A 16,273-nucleotide genomic window follows, 5' to 3' on the forward strand; every position below is an offset into this window, starting at 1 on the left:
ATAACAAGAACAAAAATGAACGGGGTCACTTTTCATGTCGAACTCTTCACCTCAGGACTCTCCTAAGGCACCAGAGGTATTAAGCCAGTCTTACGCACTGGGCTACACCTACACACGCTCAACCGGACCAGTAGTCGGTCGCTTTCTGAGCGGTCTGCGTGACCGTAAACTGGTCGGCAACAAAGGCAGTGACGGTAAGGTTTATGTTCCACCGATGGAGTATGACCCAAAAACTGCCGAAGAGCTGACCAGTTTTGTTGACGTTGCTGAAACCGGCACCGTCAAAACCTGGTCCTGGGTCACTGAACCCCATGAAAAGCACCTGCTGGACAAGCCTTTCGCCTTTGCGCTGATTCAGCTCGACGGCAGTGATGTACCTATGATGCACATGGTTGATGCGCCCCGTGAAAGCATTAAGAGCGGAATGCGGGTACAGGTTCGCTGGGCCGATAAAACAGAAGGTCTGATTACGGATATTGCCTGTTTTGAACCAGAAACAGACAGCAAGAAAGCAAAGCCTGCTGTCGATACGGAAGCCGGACTTATCACTGACATCAAGTCTCCGGTTTACCTTAATTACAACTTCACGGCCGGTGCTTCCACGTCTACCTTCCTGAGCAACCTCAAAAAAGGCCAGCTGACCGGTGGTAAGTGCGATGAGTGCAGTGCGGTTTATGTTCCACCTCGTGGCTCCTGTGCAGCCTGTGGTGTTGCTACCAGTGAAAGCGTTAATTTGAGCGACAAGGCAACCATTGAGTCATTCACTATTGTTCATATCCCAATTCCGGGCAATCCGATCAAGCCTCCATTCATTGTTGCGAATATCGTACTGGATGAAACCCATCAGTCGTTTATCCATATTGTCAGCGGTTGTGATAACGACGACGTGCGCATAGGCATGCGAGTGGAAGCGGTGTGGAAACCTGAAGAAGAGTGGGATATCGCCATGGAAAACATCACTCATTTCCAGCCTATTGATGAGCCGGATGTACCGCGTGAGCAAATTGCACGACTCAAGCCACTGACCGGAGGCCAGAACAATGAGTAATCATTCACCAAGAGACCTGGCTGTTGTTGCCTATGCCCGTACACAGGCTGTACGTAACGTCGGTGCCAAGAACGAAATTGAATTGATCATGCCGGTCATTCAACAGGTTATGGCCGATGCCGGACTGAATAATGTTCAGGACATCGATTTCACCTGTTCCGGCAGTTGTGACTACCTGCAGGGCGCTGCTTTTGCCTTTGTATCCGGTGTTGATGCCTTGGGCGCCGTACCGCCAATTAAAGAGTCTCATGTCGAGATGGATGCCGCCTGGGCACTTTATGAATCCATGCTGAAAATCAAGATGGGTGCTGCTAATTCTGCACTGGTTTACGGCTTTGCCAAATCAAGTCCAGGCCAGCTGCCACAGGTTATGTCTCAACAACTGGACCCTTATTACTGCTCACCGCTCTGGCTCGATGCCATCAGCATGAACGCCATGCAGGCTCAGGCTTGCCTGGATGCCGGTGTTGTCTCTGAGGAGAAAATGGCAGAAGTCGTCAGCCGTTCACGCAGCAATGCCAAGTCTCACGACAGTATGCAGCTGTCCGGTGACTTCTCGGTAGAACAGCTACTGGCTGAGCCAGAGTATGTTGCGCCTCTGAGAAAGCACGACTGCCCGCCAGTGTCTGACGGCGCATCAGCAATGATCGTCTGCACTGTCGAAAAAGCCAAAGAGTGGGGACTGCCTTACGCCGTGATTAAAGGCATGGATCACCGTATCGAAACCCATAATCTGGGTGCCCGAGACCTGACGGTATCTGAATCCACCGAAATTGCAGCTAAAGCACTGGCTGTTGATGGCAAGAAAGTCGACATTGCCGAACTGCATACACCGTTCAGCCATCAGGAAATCATTATCAAAAAGGCTCTGGGTCTTGCGGACAGTACGGTGGTTAACCCATCCGGTGGCTGTCTTGCGGCCAACGTTATGATGGCGGCCGGTCTGGACTGCATCGGTGAAATAGCTCAGCGCATTATCAGGGGTGAGGCAAAACTGGGTGTGGCTCACGCAACCAGCGGCCCTTGTCTGCAACACAACATGGTTACCGTTCTGGAGGCAGCGTAATGTCATCAACAAAAGTGGCAGAGCTGGCAGCCGTCGTCGGTGTTGGCCAGACTAACTATCAGACCAAAAGATCAGACGTTTCCATTGCCGGACTGGTTCGGGAAGCAGCTGTTAATGCTTTAAAAGATGCCGAATTGACCTGGGACGACATTGACGCCGTCATCGTCGGCAAAGCACCGGATATGTTTGAAGGCGTGATCATGCCGGAAAGCTATCTGACCGATGCCCTGGGTTGCAATGGCAAGCCAATGCTTCGGGTTCATACAGCGGGTTCGGTGGGTGGTTCTACTGCGGTTGTCGCAGCATCGTACGTCCAGAGTGGTTTGTTTAAACGGATTCTGACCGTTGCTTTTGAGAAACAGTCCGAGTCCAACGCCATGTGGGCCCTGTCTAACCCACAGCCGTTTAACCCGCACCTGAATGCCGGTGCCGGTGGTTACTTCGCGCCGATCATTCGTGAATATATGCGTCGCAGTGGTGCTCCAAAAGATGTCGGTATTCGAGTGGCTACCAAGGATCGTCTGCACGGTGCCATGAACCCGCTGGCTCATCTGCAACTGCCAAACATTACCGAAGAAGAAGTTGCTGAATCTGCCATGCTGTGGGATCCGCTGCGCATGCTGGAATCCTGTCCCTCTTCCGATGGCGCCTGTGCCATGATCATTGCCAATGAAGAGCTGGCTGATCAGGCTTCCAAGCCACCAGCGTGGATCAAGGGCACCGCCATGCGCTCCGAGCCGACCATGTACGCTGATCGTGAGGAGGTTAATCCTCTGGCAGGTAGAATGTGTGTGGCTGACGTTTACAAGCAGGCCGGTATTACTAACCCTCGCGAACAGATTGATGTGGCTGAGGTTTATGTACCTTTCTCCTGGTATGAACCTATGTGGCTGGAGAACCTGGGCTTTGCCGAAGAAGGCGAAGGTTGGAAGCTGACTATGGACGGTGTCACATCACTGCGCGACGGCGGTGATACACCGTGGAACCCGTCTGGTGGTGTGCTGTCGTCCAATCCGATTGGTGCGTCCGGTATGATCCGTTTTGCTGAAGCGGCTCAACAGGTGCGTGGATTGTGTGGTGATCATCAGGTGCCGGGGGCTAAAACAGCTCTGGGGCATGCTTATGGTGGCGGGGCGCAGTTCTTTTCCATGTGGGTAGTGGGTTCTGAGAAACCTTCATAAAGCTGACTGCCAGTGTAGAGCAGATGTTCTGCACTGGTTTTCTCTAACCAGAGCTGATTTTCATAGCTATCCGAGTAAAGTAAATGGGCAAGAAAATCTTATTAACTGAACGGCCACCATCCACGTCTTGCTGCTTGCGATTGAACGACAGATTGTGCCTGTTCTTCATTTTCATCGTTTTCTACATAATCAGAAATCAAGTTCGTTTCCTTCTCTGCCGTATCAACAGTATCACCGTTAGATTCAGGCTTGGCCCCCTTGTCATCAACAGTTTCATCGACAATGGTAGGAACATGCTCCGTCATTTCTTCTTTGGTAAAAGGATCAACGTCGTAACTTTTCTTAACTATCTGAAGAGCTGTATATACAGGCAAGAAGTATGTCAGTCTGTCACCATTATCCTTCAGGTTTTTCCATAACTCCCCTGTCAATTCAACCAACTTGATCGCATGAGGCGTAATCGTGTCTACGTCAAGTCTTCGCTGATATATTTCATCCATTTGACAGCATATTGCTTTTATTAACTTTTTAAATTTTCGCGATTGTTTATCCTGCGGCAATCTGCTCAGGTGCATGCTTATATCGTCAATATCGACATTTTCGTCACCCCAGCCCTTCTCCTGGAGAACATTCTCACCATCTACGATCCTTTCTACCTCAACTTTCTGGCCTCCAACTCCTGTTATGGTCGAAAAATCATGCTCGGCAGCGGCTACTTGATGATTAAGGTCATCAATTCTTTCCTGCAATTTAATAGCTGTTTTATGTATACGATTAGGGTCTGACCAGATCAGGTAATTTCTGGTTTTAACATAGTGTTGAGCACCACCGGCCTTTATCACCCCAAGAGCCCTGGCGGAACAATTATTTCGAGGGTCTTTTACATGATAATAAACTTCGCCTGCTCGCTCTTTTTTTCTTAAATTATGTATATGAGCTCTCATTTTTGTTTCATTGAGACCAAACATATTTATCTTTTTCTCATCTGTCTTAATATTCTTTATTGCGCCCATCACGGGTACGTAAACCTTGTCTGCCATTAGCTCCCAGCTTTGTTCAGGATCACTGGATCTTTTCTGTCTTGGCCTGGCTGCAGTTATTGGAGCCACTTCCCTTTTCATAAACCACTTTTCGTTGTTTCCTTCACTGCCACCGGGTCCGAATATACTCTTCGCAAGTTCAAGCTCGCCATGACCTACCAATAATTTTGCAGCAGTAGAAGCAGATACCATCCCTATTTTATCGTCCTTATAACTTCCTTCAGAAGTGCACCTGACATAACCCAGTCGCTTTGCAATTCTACTTTTCACGGTTTTATCGAAAAGAGGCCACCAACTGAAATTCATTTTCTTGGGTGATACCTGGTCTGGACCAGAAGAGTTCATCTTTCTATCTTGATCACTTTTCACTGAAACACTCACATGCCCAGCATTACCGGTATATGAATGATAAGGCCATGTCCTTATCACAATCTGATGGCTGCAGTTCTGAGCTTCCCCTCGCTTACGAAAAGGGTCAAAGCCTTCTTTGGTTATGACTCGACTAAAAACACGCTTCTCAGTATACGTTTCCAGCCTGCTCCTCAAGTCACCACTATTCGTTGCGGTTACAACCGTGGATGGAATAATTACTTCACGACCAAAGAAGGCTCTGATAGCGGCCTTTCTGGCATCCCTCGTTTCTGTGCCAGAGCTTATCGCTGCCGTATACGCCAGTTGTGCAGCACGATGAGCTTTACTTCTCGCAAAAGAAAATCTGTAGGTTGTATTATTTTCCGAATACACGCTCGGTCCCCTTCCATGCCCACTGCTGACCGTTAATTTAGTGATCTATTCAGTTAAGGTTAGCAACCAACGAAATTCTGTTATTCGTATTTAAAGACGGCTTTTCAACAAAGAGGATCTCTGTTTGTGCTGCAGAATTTTTTTTGTCAAAAGTTCGACATCCCTGACATTACATAATCCAAGTGGACGAAGCCTATCAGGCAGCCACTAAGTAACACTTGCAACACTAAATAGATGTCGCTGTAGGAAGCTGGGATGCTTCCGGATTTCAACAATAAAAATAAGAAAAGCAAGGCGAATCAATGACTGCAAAACACTTCAATATCTGTGATCTGATTGAAATGGTCGTGGATGAGATCCCTAATCGTGAAGCTCTTATCTGTGGTGATGCCCGTGTAACCTTTTCCGATCTGGATAAACGAGCCAACCAGATGGCTCATTATCTGGCCAGTCAGGGCGTCAAAGCCGGCGACCATGTCGCCCTCTATATGTACAACTGCAACGAATACCTGGAAGGTATGCTGGCCTGTTTCAAGATTCGGGCTGTCCCCGTCAACATCAACTTCCGGTATGTTGGCGAAGAACTTGCCTATGTTTTCGACAATGCCAGGGTTGTCGCCTGTATCCACCACCGTGAATTCACCCCACATATTAATGAAATAAAAGGTCAGATCTCTTCCCTGAGAACCTTTATTTCTGTGGAAGACGGCAGCAGTGAAGACACCTCTTTGATTGGCAGCCAAACTTACGAAGCGTGTATGGCAGGCCAGGCCGATGTCAGAGACTTTGACGAACGATCAGACGACGATCTGTTTATTCTCTACACCGGAGGCACAACAGGTATGCCAAAAGGTGTAATGTGGCCCCATAAGAATGTTTTCTTTGCCGCCATGGGTGGTGGAGCTCACTATGCTCCGGACAAAGGCCCATGCCAGAAGCCGGAAGATATTGTAGACCGATTGCCTCCCTACGAAATGAAAGTAATTCCTCTGGCACCACTGATGCACGGCGCCTGCTGGTGGCATGCCTGCATCAGCTTGCTGGCGGGTAATACTCTGGTTCTGAACCCTCAGCGGTACTTTGATGCTGAGTCCATCTGGGATCTGGTAGAGAAAGAAGGCGTAAACAACCTGTCCATTGTCGGTGATGCCATGGCAACGCCTCTGCTGGATGCTCTTGATGCCAATCCAGATCGCTGGAACTTTCCAAGCATGTACTTCATTGGTTCCGGTGGTGCGGTATTCAGTTACTCCAAGCAGGATGCCTTTAAGAAACATTTCCCTAATGTCCACATGTCTAACGCTTTTGGTTCTTCTGAAGCAGGCACCATGGGTATGGATACCGGCAGCAAAAAAGCCGAAGGCACTCTGGGTAACGTTAAAAAAGATGCCTTTATGGATGTTATCGTCGAAGGCGATACCCCGGAACAGGCTCGTTACGCCAAGCCCGGTGAAGTCGGTATTTTTGGTCGCTCAGGTTATATCCCCAGAGGCTATTACAACGACCCTGTTAAAACAGCCAAAACCTTTATTGACGTGGAAGGCAAAGGGAAAGTCTGGTTGCTGACCGGTGATGCCGCAAAACTGGAAGATGATAACTCAATCACAATCTTCGGCCGTGATTCCAACTGCATCAACTCCGGTGGTGAGAAAATATTCCCGGAAGAAGTTGAGCAGGCGCTGAAAAACCATCCGGCCGTAAGCGACTGTCTGGTAGTAGATACTCCAGATGAACGTTTCACTGCCAAGGTGACAGCGGTTATAACCAAACGACAGGGACATAATGTTTCCCTGGCAGAGCTGCAGGATGAAGCCCGCAAGCATATTGCCGGTTACAAAATTCCCCGTGAACTGCACATAGTAGACGATATGCCCAGAGCTCCTAGTGGCAAGCCTGCCTATAAACAGGCCAAAGAGCTGGCCCTGAGCAATGAATACCTGGTGGATTAATTAGGGAAAGTTCTTTTTAAGGAAAACAACATGACTGAATTAGCCATCAGCACCAAAAACTGCATTATCGAACAGAAAGGACGGGTTCTGGTTGTTACCCTGAACCGCCCAGAAAAAAAGAATGCCTTTAACTCACCCATGGTCGTGGGGCTCTATCGAGCCTGGCGACTGCTGGAAGAAGACGACAGTCTGCTCTGTGCTGTATTGACCGCCAATGGCGATACCTTTTGTGCTGGCATGGATTTATCCACAGGGCCCGAAGGTGGTGCTGAAGGTCAGGAAGAGATTCAGGCATTGATGAAAGAGGTGCCTAATCTGCCCTGGCAATCACTGTTGCGTGAGAACATTCCCAACAAGCCGATTATTCTGGCTGTTGAAGGCTATGCGCTGGCTGGCGGTACTGAAATTCTGCAGGGCACGGATATTCGTATCGCCGCTGAAGATGCGATCTTTGGCGTTACTGAAGTCGCTCGTGGTCTGTACCCCATGTCAGGCTCAACGGTAAAACTTCGTCGCCAAATCCCTTACGCCCTTGCCGCTGAAATGCTGTTACTGGGTGAACACATTTCTGCTCACAAGTGTCAGGAATGGGGGCTGGTCAACCATGTGGTGGGTAAGGGTGAAGCGCTTTATAAGGCCATGGAGATTGCAGAGAAGATCTGTAAGAACGGACCTCTGGCGGTAAAAGCCGTGATGAAATCACTGCGTCAGCACGACGAATCCATGCCTATGGATCAGGCACTGAAAGCCTCTGATGAACTGGCTATGCCAGTACTGTCATCCGCAGACGCCCGTGAAGGCATGAAAGCCTTTATGGAGAAGCGCCCACCAGTCTTTCAGGGGAAGTAAAGAATGAGCAATACTGTTCTTCAGGAGCTGGACGACGGCGTACTTACCGTCACTTTTAATCGCCCTGACAAGAAAAATGCCTTTAATCGTGAACAGTGGACAGCGTTCGATCAGATTCTTCGTAACGCCAACACAGACAAGCGCGTAGCCGTCGTTCTTTTAAAAGGCGCTGGTGACTCCTTCTGCTCTGGTGCCGATCTCAGTGACTTCAGTAACAGTGAACCAGCAGATGGTGTTGAACCCTTTGATGCCTGCGCCGAAGCCCTGATCGAATTTCAAAAACCACTGGTTGCTGCTGCCAAAGGTATAGCGGTAGGCGGTGGCGCCACCATACTGCTGCATTGCGATATTGTTTACGTTGGCGAAAGCCTGCGTATGAAATTCCCCTTCACCAGCCTGGGACTTGTTCCTGAGCTGGCCAGCAGTGTGCAACTGGCCAATATCGTCGGTCAGCGCAAAGCTTCAGAAATAATGCTGTCCTCAGAATGGATCAATGCTGACAGAGCACGACAGCTCGATCTGATCACTGATATCTACTCTGACGAACAACTCTTTGATAAAGCCACCAGCAAGGCAAAAGAGCTCGCCAAATGGCCAGTCAGCTCTCTTGTAGCAACCAAAGTTCTGCTTAAGAAAACGAACCTGGCAACCTTGAGGCAAGCCCTTGTAGATGAAAAATCAGAGATGCTTCGTCTGGCGGGCAGCCCTGAAAACAGGGAAGCCATCACGGCTATTTTTGAACGCCGGCAACCGGATTTTGCCCAGTTCCGCAAAACTGCTGAAGCTGAGCCCGCATAAAAAAAGAAGTAAAAAAGGAAAACAGAATGAGCAATGCGATTAACCATTTCCCCCTGATGCCTCATCTGATGATCACGGGTCTTAACCGCTACGACGATCGTCCCTGCCTGCATCTGGGTGACACCATCGCCACTTACAAACAAGTGCGTGAAGGTACCAGCCGCTTTGTTCAGGCCTTGCAAAGCAAAGGCGTTGGTATTGGCGGTCGTATTGCCGTTCTGACCGGCAACCGCCCGGAAGTACTGTTTAACATGTGCGCCATGGGCATCGCCGGCGCCTGTGGTACGACTCTTCACCCCATGGGTTCAAAAGACGACCACGCCTATGTGATGAACGACGCTGAAATTGAAACTCTGGTATACGACCCGGCTCAATTCGACGGACGTGCAGCAGAGCTAAAAGAGATGGTTCCGAGCCTGAAGAATCTGCTGGCCTTTGGTGACACCGAAGTCGGTGAAGACTACATTGCTTTAGCTGACCAGTTTCAGCCAGAAGCTCTGGTCGCTCCCGATGTCACTCCGGAAGACATCAATGCCATTGTTTACACTGGCGGAACCACCGGTAATCCAAAAGGTGTGCTTCAGCCTTATCGTGCTGCTGCCACCATGACCCACCACATCATGACCGAGTGGGACCTTCCCAAAGATCTGCGAATATTGATCGCAACCCCTCTGTCCCATGCTGGCGCGGCCTTCCTTGTGCCAACCTTGTTACGAGGGGGTACTATTTTTGCGCCTGCTTATTTCTCACCGGATCTGGTGTTTGATTTCATTGAAGAATACAAAATCAACGCCACTTTTATGGTACCGGTGATGATTTACTCTTTGCTGGATCATCCAAGAGCGGAAACCGTGGATATGTCGTCCATGGAAGTCTTCTATTACGGCGCCAGCCCGATGAGTCCTGCACGACTGATTGAAGGTATTGAAAAATGGGGACAGGTTTTCTATCAGGTGTACGGTCAATCCGAAGCACCGATGACACTGGCTCACCTCAAGCGTGAAGACCATGACCTCAGCAAACCGGAACGTCTGAGCAGCTGTGGCCGCCCTTCACCGTGGGTACTGCTTGAACTTCTTGATGATGAAGGGAACCCTGTTGCTGCAGGTGAACCGGGTGAAATCTGTGTTCGTTCACCGATGGTGATGGCCGGATATCACAATCTGCCAGAGCAGACTGAAGAAACCATGGCTGGTGGCTGGCTGCATACCGGCGACGTAGGTCGTTTTGATGAAGACGGTTTCCTTTACATCGTTGACCGCACCAAGGATATGATTGTTACCGGCGGCTTTAACGTCTTCCCGAAAGAAGTTGAAAACGTACTGTCCGCCCACCCTGCAGTTGCCCAGATCGCTGTTGTCGGTGTACCGGATGATCGCTGGGGAGAATCAGTCAAAGCAGTGGTTGTTGTTCGTCCGGATGTGACAGCTGATGACAAACTGTCTCAGGAATTGATGGCAACGGTTAAGGAAGCGAAAGGCTCTGTGCAGACACCAAAGAGTATTGATTACGTGGATGCTATTCCACTGACGCCTGTTGGCAAGCCGGATAAGAAAGCCATACGTGCGCCTTATTGGGTTGGACAGGATAGAGCGGTTCAATAAAACCATTGCTGCATAAGGAGCGGTAAAACAAAAAGCTCCTTATGCAGTACCACAGTACATAAACATTTCATTATTTTTATATTTCCCTTTCACTTATTCTGATTCAGCTATTCTGTCCCTACTATAAAATTAAATCGCTGAATGTGAATATGATCAGGATATCTATAAAAACACTGCAGGTTGTTATTTTCTGGCTGACATTGACCTCTCTTGCTGTAGCCAATTGTGTTTACTGTGGAAATACCGAGGCTGGCTGCACATGCAGCGGCGGCTTTATGGACAGTTACACTGGCTATGACAGTGAGTTCGAAGCACTGGGGAGTGGCATTGAAGAAAGTATGCCATCCATTCAGCAGCAGCTTTCTTCACATCAGCATCTATCGTCCACTGAGCCACAATCAGAAGGTGCCTGTGGTGGCGACAGCTCCTTTCTACCAAGTATGAGTGTAACCGGTTCCCGCCCTTTAATTTCGGGAGATATGTCCATTACACCAGCAGATCAATCAGTACCAAATTGTCACCCCTCGTCTCATAGCAACGCATTAGCCCTACGAATCACTCAGGCAGACCTTGATCGCTGGCGCGAAAGTCTGGATACACTCAATAACCTGCATTCGATGTTCAGGGACTTTCTAAGTGTGCGCAGAAATTTAGCAAGCAGCAGAACACAAAGACTGAATGCGGCAAGAGAAAATTTAAGGGGGCAATTTCAAAATGAACCAGGTTTTAACGAGGCATCTCTTGAAGAAATGGCTTTAAGTGAAGTTGATAATGCACAGATAGGTGAAACTCAAGCCCTTGAAGAAGCCATTACTTATGTCCTTATGCAGCTTACAGGCGATTTGGAAAATCATTCTGCGTCATCTATTCAGCAACTGGCTCTCCCTGCAGAGTCTTCTTCATTCTTTAGCAGCAATAGCTCAGTCTTTTCTTCACTGCTGCAGCATCTTATTTCTCAACCTGTTCAGCAAAGCAGCCTCTGGTATCTGACTCTAAACAACCTATCAGTTATTTCAGCTCTGTTACGCAGCAGTGTTCATGGAGCAATTCAAGCCGTGGGAGAAACGTAAGTTACAATTGCTCCCCCTGGTACAGGAAGTAGTGACACCGAGTTACTCGGAAACCTGAACGCCCTTGCCAGCCAAATCAATCAGCACTTTAACAATCTGCACTCACAAACAACTCCGGTCATTTCCATTGTAAGTATTGCAGGTGTGGTATCACCGCTAAACAACTACAACATCATGGTCTTTTCTATACCGCTGCAACAAAGCATGCTGACAGTTCTGGTTTCCCCTTATCTTGGTGTATTTGCCTCTTTATCGAGTGAAGCCATCTCTGAATACTTATACCGAACTCTGGCTTACCTTATTACCAACAGAATTACTCAGCAGGTACGAATTTATTCTGCCCGCCAGCTAAACCTTGGTTGGCGAGCACTCCATGGCGCAGGAAGTCTTGTTCAGAGCCTGTGTATGGCAGTTAGACGCTTGTGCTTCTCTGGAAATGATAGTGACCATTCAGCTGAAGAAACAGATTCAGACAAACCAGCCATTGAAGGTTCAAAGAAAAACGATTAATTAGAATTCAATTATTGTTTCTGATATAGAGCTGATAACTTCACGCATGCTCTTCAATCTTGTTTCTGGTTATTGGTAGATTTTCTTTCAATGACCAGCGACAACTCTCTGAAAACCGGAAGCTAAAATAGTCAGCCTGCTCAGGCAATACACGATCGTCCATACAAGTCTTTGCAGATTTAACCTAACATTCTGATAATGTTTTAAATATAAATCCACATTGATTAGATATAAATCTTAATTCTATTCATATTTAACTGGTCTATATATGTGTATTCATTTTATATCTCAGGTCTATAATAAGAATGTTTCCCCATCTATTAAGAAAATCAATCAATAAAGAACTGGCAATCGCTGTACTGGTAATTAATCTAGTGCCTTGTCCATGTTTATTAAAGGCTGATACAGCGCTAGAAGAACACCCAAAACTCATTGTATTATCAGAGACTCTTACACAAAAAATAGAGACACTTACCACTCGAGTAAAAGATGAGTTAACCACTACAGAAGAAGATGAAATTTCTGCTCTACCGGTTGAAAAAGAAAAGGATAAAAAGCCTGAAACCATAAGAACCTTATTCAATCAGCTCGATGACGAACTGCCAGGATGGGAAGAGTTAGACGCGGATATGCTGCCTGTATCATACTTACTTTCGATTACAACTTACTTAAAAGGTATAGAGCGTTACTCTTCAGAATTACAAAAAAAAGCCAACCACAATGCTGAACGACTTCATGAGTTATCGAAAACTCACAGACTGGATTTCAATATAAAATCCTTTTCCGAAAACAAAAACCATACAAAAGAAATTCCTGCTGAGCATTTGGAGATCATCAGAGCAGAGTATAACTACATAATAAGTGACTATTTTTCTCAAGAAATTCACACCCGGGAAGCATCAGATATCATATTCAATTTACTCGATACTGGTACTGATCAGGATTTTTTTGAACTTCATAGAAAGATAGGTATCAGTTCAGCCCTGATCTTATTTTACCATTCTAATTTCATTAAAAAGGGGCTCTTATCAAGCTTTAGAAAAACACTGGAATTTTATGATGGTTTCTTCAGTCAGCTAGGGTTCGAAAGAGAACATACGGCTATCAATCACCTCTATAGCGCTCTTACTTCTTACAGTTTATTTGTATCCCCCATTGATCTATATATAGATAACGACATTGATGCTTCTTTTGAAGCCTCTATGCCCTTCGTAAACGGTGGAAGCTTAGTTTTGAAGGGTCTGGAGTCTGCAGACAGATCTCCTCTGCTAAGGCTGCATATAGATGACAACGGCAGTGTAGAAGAAGCTGACCTTGAGGCAGTGAACAAACGTCCATTTCTTCGTCTTGAGTACATTCCACGAGTACAGCAGGACTCTTCTTACGAACAGAAACAGTCATTTGAATGATTGAAATAAGAAAAGATCTGTAAGGTTCAAGCAGATATTGTGAGCAGTTACTCTGCTCACAATAACGTATTTCAAACAAACATTTCTGCATTATCTCTGGTTATTGGCGGGCTTTCTTTCAATGACCAACGACAGTTCTCGGAGAACTGCGAACTCAGATAGTCTGCCTGCTCAGGCAGTATCCGGTTGCTGTTCACCAGCGCCAGATACTCAGCTGCATTAGGTCTGTAAGGCAAGGCAATCAGCGACATTTCTATCTCTTCCAGTAGCCGATCACTCTTGTATTGATTACAACGTTTGCAGGAAGCAACAACATTCATCCAGTCGTCCTGCCCGCCTCTGGAAGTTGGAACTATATGGTCACGAGTCAGAAACCTTCTGGGTAGATGCTTTGCACAGTAGAGGCACTGATGGTTATCCCGTTCAAACAATGAGTTATTGGACAGTGAAGGGTTATTTCGGGCAGGAAAGAGTCGCTTACCACCACAGGCAATAATGCTTGGGACATCGATCACCGTTCGGTTATCCAGTCGGCGGTTATAACCACCCCTGACTCGATAGATCACGTCGCCCAGACTCCAGCGAATCAGGTCTCTTGAATAAAGACACACTGTTTCCTGCCAGGTCAGCCATTCTACTGGCTGGCCGGCAGCGTTCAGTCGCAGAATATACACGTTTACGGCCTCTGGTTATCAATCCCTGATAAGTACCAGTCACTGCCCCAGGGTGCGTTGACAATTAGGCATGAACCCACCTTGGTTTTACTGCACACTCTTATCGAATGATATCGGTAAATAACCGGTTTCTTTTATTAACTTATCGAGACAGACCTGTTTTGCCAAGAGAAGAAACCATAACCTTAATTATCCTGTACCAGAATCATGGCTAGTACATTGAATCGGGCAACCATCCGCTTTGCCCAGTTCCTCAATAGTTGCCGTCATCTCTTCGTACATCAGTTGACGAAACCAGATATGCCCCGGATCACGAATCATTCGTTCATGCCAGATAATTGAATAGGTAAAGCTCTCCTGACCGGCAGGAAAAGGAACCACTTCAAGGCCATAAAGTGCCGCACAACTTCTCGCTAATCCGTAGGGTACAGTGAGTACAAGATCGGTATTGGCAACCAGTGCCAAAGCAGCAACAAAATGAGGGACTCTCAAAGCCACCCTTCTCGACAGTCCATGCTCTGCCAGCAGGTAATCGATGGGGCCTTTTCGCTCCCCACCCATAGTAATCAGTGCATGGGGCGCCTGCGCATAACTTTGCAGATTAAAACCACCTTGCAACAAAGGATGATTTTTCCCCATAACACAGACAAACTTATCCGTACCTACCCCTCTGCCATGAACCGCAGCCGGAGCATCGGTAACAGCACAGCTGGCTATATCAATATTTTGCTGATCCATTTCATGAATCAAGTGTTCATGCCAGGGCACAATTTCCAGGTCAACACCTGGCGCCTCACGATTAATACGACTGATAACCGATGGCATGAACACCTGTGCACCATAATCTGTAGAGGCCAGCTTAAACTGTCTTTTTGCTGTAGCTGGATCAAAACCGATGGGCTTGATCAACTGGCTCAGGTCTGTCAGTGATCTCTGCAGCTGTAACGAAAGGTTTTCAGCCCTTGGCGTAGGAGCAAGACCTTTAGGGGTTCGAGTAAACAGCGGATCATTGAACAACTCGCGCAATCGACTAAGGTTTCTACTGATCGCTGGCTGAGAAAGATTCAACCTTCCCGCAGCTCTTGTCACATTTTTCTCTTCCAGCAATACCTGCAGTACAGGTAGCAGGTTCAAATCACTGGCTGATAATTTTTCCAGCATTCACAATGCCTTAACAAGTCATTATTACATTCGCGCATGATGACTATTTAAACCATGCATTGGAAGCATAAAGACAAAAGGCTTACATTAGCGGCCATCGAACTCTTCCCCCCGGAAACCAGAATCATGTATATCGAAAAAAATCAGCAGATTCACCTTAGCCGTCGCCCTGAAGGCATGCCGGTAGCAGACGACTTTGAACTGGTATCAATGCCAGTTGCCGATATCAGCGAAGGCGAAGTACTGGTTAAGAACACCTGGATGTCTGTCGACCCTTACATGCGTGGTCGTATGATTGACCGCGAAAGCTACGTACCACCTTTTGCAGTCGGTGCGGTTCTGGAAGGTGGCGCCATTGGTGAAGTGGTTGAATCCAACAACCCTGCTTTCGCTGTTGGCCAGAAAGTAGCTCACATGAGTGGCTGGAGAGAATACTTCATTACTACCGGTGAAGACCTGCAGGCACTGCCGGACTCTCCTATTCCGGAACAGGCTTTTCTGGGTGTACTGGGTATGCCGGGCATGACCGCTTTCACTGGCCTGCTGAAAATCGGTGAGCTAAAGGAAGGTGACTCTGTCTTTGTTTCCGCAGCTTCTGGCGCTGTTGGCGCGATTGTCTGCCAGATTGCCAAGCTGAAAGGCTGCCATGTGGTCGGCAGTGTTGGTTCTGATGCCAAGGCTGACTATCTGAAAAATGAATTGGGCGTCGATGCGGTTATCAACTATAAAACCACTCAGGATCTGACAGCAGATCTCGCTGCCGCCTGCCCTAACGGTATTGATGTTTACTTTGAGAACGTCGGTGGAGCTCATCTGGAAGCCGCACTGAACGTCATGAATGACCACGGTCGTATTGCTGTCTGCGGCATGATTGATCAGTACAACGCGACCACTCCGGTACCTGGCCCGGCCAACCTGGCTCAGATCATTATCAAGAAGCTGAAGATCCAGGGCTTTATCGTTTTTGAACACTGGGACGAATACCCTGCCTTTGTTCAGCAGATGGGTCAGTGGATCCAGGAAGGCAAGGTTTCTTATCGTGAGACCGTATACGAAGGCATTGAATCTTCACCTGAAGCCTTCATGGGACTGTTTACAGGCAAGAACACCGGCAAAATGCTGGTAAAACTGGCCTGAGCAAAACTGTCTTAATAGAATTGAGTAAAGCAT

Annotated in this window: 15 protein-coding genes; 11 read left to right on the forward strand and 4 right to left on the reverse strand. The window is 47.5% G+C overall.

Features of this window, described 5'->3' with window-relative positions:
* Positions 1-34: 34 nt before the first annotated feature.
* Genes EOPP23_RS12770 through EOPP23_RS12780 form a run of 3 tightly spaced genes read left to right on the forward strand, consistent with a single transcriptional unit; the run spans position 35 to position 3,295 of the window.
* Positions 35-1,048: a Zn-ribbon domain-containing OB-fold protein gene (locus EOPP23_RS12770; RefSeq protein ID WP_153766376.1), complete on the forward strand. Its 1,014-nt coding sequence runs from the start codon at positions 35-37 to the stop codon at positions 1,046-1,048.
* Positions 1,041-2,114, forward strand: a complete 1,074-nt coding sequence (locus tag EOPP23_RS12775) for a lipid-transfer protein (RefSeq protein ID WP_153766377.1) — start codon at positions 1,041-1,043, stop codon at positions 2,112-2,114. Before EOPP23_RS12770 ends, EOPP23_RS12775 begins: the two co-directional genes overlap by 8 nt.
* Complete coding sequence (locus EOPP23_RS12780) at positions 2,114-3,295, forward strand: thiolase domain-containing protein (RefSeq protein WP_153766378.1); 1,182 nt, start codon at positions 2,114-2,116, stop codon at positions 3,293-3,295. Before EOPP23_RS12775 ends, EOPP23_RS12780 begins: the two co-directional genes overlap by 1 nt.
* A gap of 101 nt (positions 3,296-3,396) precedes the next feature.
* Here EOPP23_RS12780 and EOPP23_RS12785 read toward each other — a convergent pair whose 3' ends face one another.
* Positions 3,397-5,079: a hypothetical protein gene (locus EOPP23_RS12785; RefSeq protein WP_153766379.1), complete on the reverse strand. Its 1,683-nt coding sequence runs from the start codon at positions 5,077-5,079 to the stop codon at positions 3,397-3,399.
* A gap of 302 nt (positions 5,080-5,381) precedes the next feature.
* Here EOPP23_RS12785 and EOPP23_RS12790 point away from each other — a divergent pair, with 302 nt between their 5' ends.
* The 6 genes from EOPP23_RS12790 (at position 5,382) to EOPP23_RS12815 (ending at position 11,859) form a co-directional block, all read left to right on the forward strand.
* Positions 5,382-7,028, forward strand: coding sequence for an acyl-CoA synthetase (locus EOPP23_RS12790; RefSeq protein ID WP_153766380.1), 1,647 nt, complete (start codon positions 5,382-5,384; stop codon positions 7,026-7,028).
* 30 nt (positions 7,029-7,058) lie between these two features.
* Entirely contained in the window at positions 7,059-7,877 is an 819-nt protein-coding gene (locus EOPP23_RS12795; RefSeq protein WP_153766381.1) for an enoyl-CoA hydratase-related protein, read from the forward strand.
* A gap of 3 nt (positions 7,878-7,880) precedes the next feature.
* The gene (locus EOPP23_RS12800; protein ID WP_153766382.1) at positions 7,881-8,675 is read left to right on the forward strand and encodes an enoyl-CoA hydratase-related protein; all 795 of its coding nucleotides are present in this window, start codon (positions 7,881-7,883) and stop codon (positions 8,673-8,675) included.
* Between the two features lie 26 nt (positions 8,676-8,701).
* Positions 8,702-10,279, forward strand: coding sequence for an AMP-binding protein (locus EOPP23_RS12805; protein WP_153766383.1), 1,578 nt, complete (start codon positions 8,702-8,704; stop codon positions 10,277-10,279).
* Positions 10,280-10,428: 149 nt separating this feature from the next.
* Entirely contained in the window at positions 10,429-11,349 is a 921-nt protein-coding gene (locus EOPP23_RS12810; RefSeq protein ID WP_153766384.1) for a hypothetical protein, read from the forward strand.
* A gap of 144 nt (positions 11,350-11,493) precedes the next feature.
* Positions 11,494-11,859, forward strand: a complete 366-nt coding sequence (locus EOPP23_RS12815; RefSeq protein WP_153766385.1) for a hypothetical protein — start codon at positions 11,494-11,496, stop codon at positions 11,857-11,859.
* A 40-nt stretch (positions 11,860-11,899) separates the two neighbouring features.
* Here the strand turns inward: EOPP23_RS12815 and EOPP23_RS21635 are convergent, their stop codons facing one another.
* The gene (locus EOPP23_RS21635; protein ID WP_255471670.1) at positions 11,900-12,022 is read right to left on the reverse strand and encodes a hypothetical protein; all 123 of its coding nucleotides are present in this window, start codon (positions 12,020-12,022) and stop codon (positions 11,900-11,902) included.
* A gap of 142 nt (positions 12,023-12,164) precedes the next feature.
* On the opposite strand from EOPP23_RS21635, the gene EOPP23_RS12820 reads away from it, so the two are divergent.
* The gene (locus EOPP23_RS12820; protein ID WP_153766386.1) at positions 12,165-13,268 is read left to right on the forward strand and encodes a hypothetical protein; all 1,104 of its coding nucleotides are present in this window, start codon (positions 12,165-12,167) and stop codon (positions 13,266-13,268) included.
* 71 nt (positions 13,269-13,339) lie between these two features.
* Here the strand turns inward: EOPP23_RS12820 and EOPP23_RS12825 are convergent, their stop codons facing one another.
* The gene (locus EOPP23_RS12825; protein WP_370514763.1) at positions 13,340-13,942 is read right to left on the reverse strand and encodes an HNH endonuclease; all 603 of its coding nucleotides are present in this window, start codon (positions 13,940-13,942) and stop codon (positions 13,340-13,342) included.
* Between the two features lie 189 nt (positions 13,943-14,131).
* A complete protein-coding gene (locus tag EOPP23_RS12830; RefSeq protein WP_153766387.1) occupies positions 14,132-15,103 on the reverse strand; it encodes a LysR family transcriptional regulator in 972 nt (323 codons plus the stop codon).
* A gap of 126 nt (positions 15,104-15,229) precedes the next feature.
* Between EOPP23_RS12830 and EOPP23_RS12835 the strand changes: the two genes are divergently transcribed.
* A complete protein-coding gene (locus EOPP23_RS12835; RefSeq protein WP_153766388.1) occupies positions 15,230-16,240 on the forward strand; it encodes an NADP-dependent oxidoreductase in 1,011 nt (336 codons plus the stop codon).
* Positions 16,241-16,273: the final 33 nt, after the last annotated feature.

It is taken from the genome of Endozoicomonas sp. OPT23, from assembly GCF_009653635.1.
Lineage (GTDB): Bacteria > Pseudomonadota > Gammaproteobacteria > Pseudomonadales > Endozoicomonadaceae > Endozoicomonas_A.

What these genes read in the sequence shown, in the direction of transcription:
- EOPP23_RS12770 (WP_153766376.1), top strand. Translation starts at nt 35, where the DNA reads ATGTCGAACTCTTCACCTCAGGACTCTCCTAAGGCACCAGAGGTATTA.
- EOPP23_RS12775 (WP_153766377.1), top strand. Translation starts at nt 1,041, where the DNA reads ATGAGTAATCATTCACCAAGAGACCTGGCTGTTGTTGCCTATGCCCGT.
- EOPP23_RS12780 (WP_153766378.1), top strand. Translation starts at nt 2,114, where the DNA reads ATGTCATCAACAAAAGTGGCAGAGCTGGCAGCCGTCGTCGGTGTTGGC.
- EOPP23_RS12790 (WP_153766380.1), top strand. Translation starts at nt 5,382, where the DNA reads ATGACTGCAAAACACTTCAATATCTGTGATCTGATTGAAATGGTCGTG.
- EOPP23_RS12795 (WP_153766381.1), top strand. Translation starts at nt 7,059, where the DNA reads ATGACTGAATTAGCCATCAGCACCAAAAACTGCATTATCGAACAGAAA.
- EOPP23_RS12800 (WP_153766382.1), top strand. Translation starts at nt 7,881, where the DNA reads ATGAGCAATACTGTTCTTCAGGAGCTGGACGACGGCGTACTTACCGTC.
- EOPP23_RS12805 (WP_153766383.1), top strand. Translation starts at nt 8,702, where the DNA reads ATGAGCAATGCGATTAACCATTTCCCCCTGATGCCTCATCTGATGATC.
- EOPP23_RS12810 (WP_153766384.1), top strand. Translation starts at nt 10,429, where the DNA reads ATGATCAGGATATCTATAAAAACACTGCAGGTTGTTATTTTCTGGCTG.
- EOPP23_RS21635 (WP_255471670.1), bottom strand. Translation starts at nt 12,022, where the DNA reads ATGGACGATCGTGTATTGCCTGAGCAGGCTGACTATTTTAGCTTCCGG.
- EOPP23_RS12820 (WP_153766386.1), top strand. Translation starts at nt 12,165, where the DNA reads ATGTTTCCCCATCTATTAAGAAAATCAATCAATAAAGAACTGGCAATC.
- EOPP23_RS12830 (WP_153766387.1), bottom strand. Translation starts at nt 15,103, where the DNA reads ATGCTGGAAAAATTATCAGCCAGTGATTTGAACCTGCTACCTGTACTG.
- EOPP23_RS12835 (WP_153766388.1), top strand. Translation starts at nt 15,230, where the DNA reads ATGTATATCGAAAAAAATCAGCAGATTCACCTTAGCCGTCGCCCTGAA.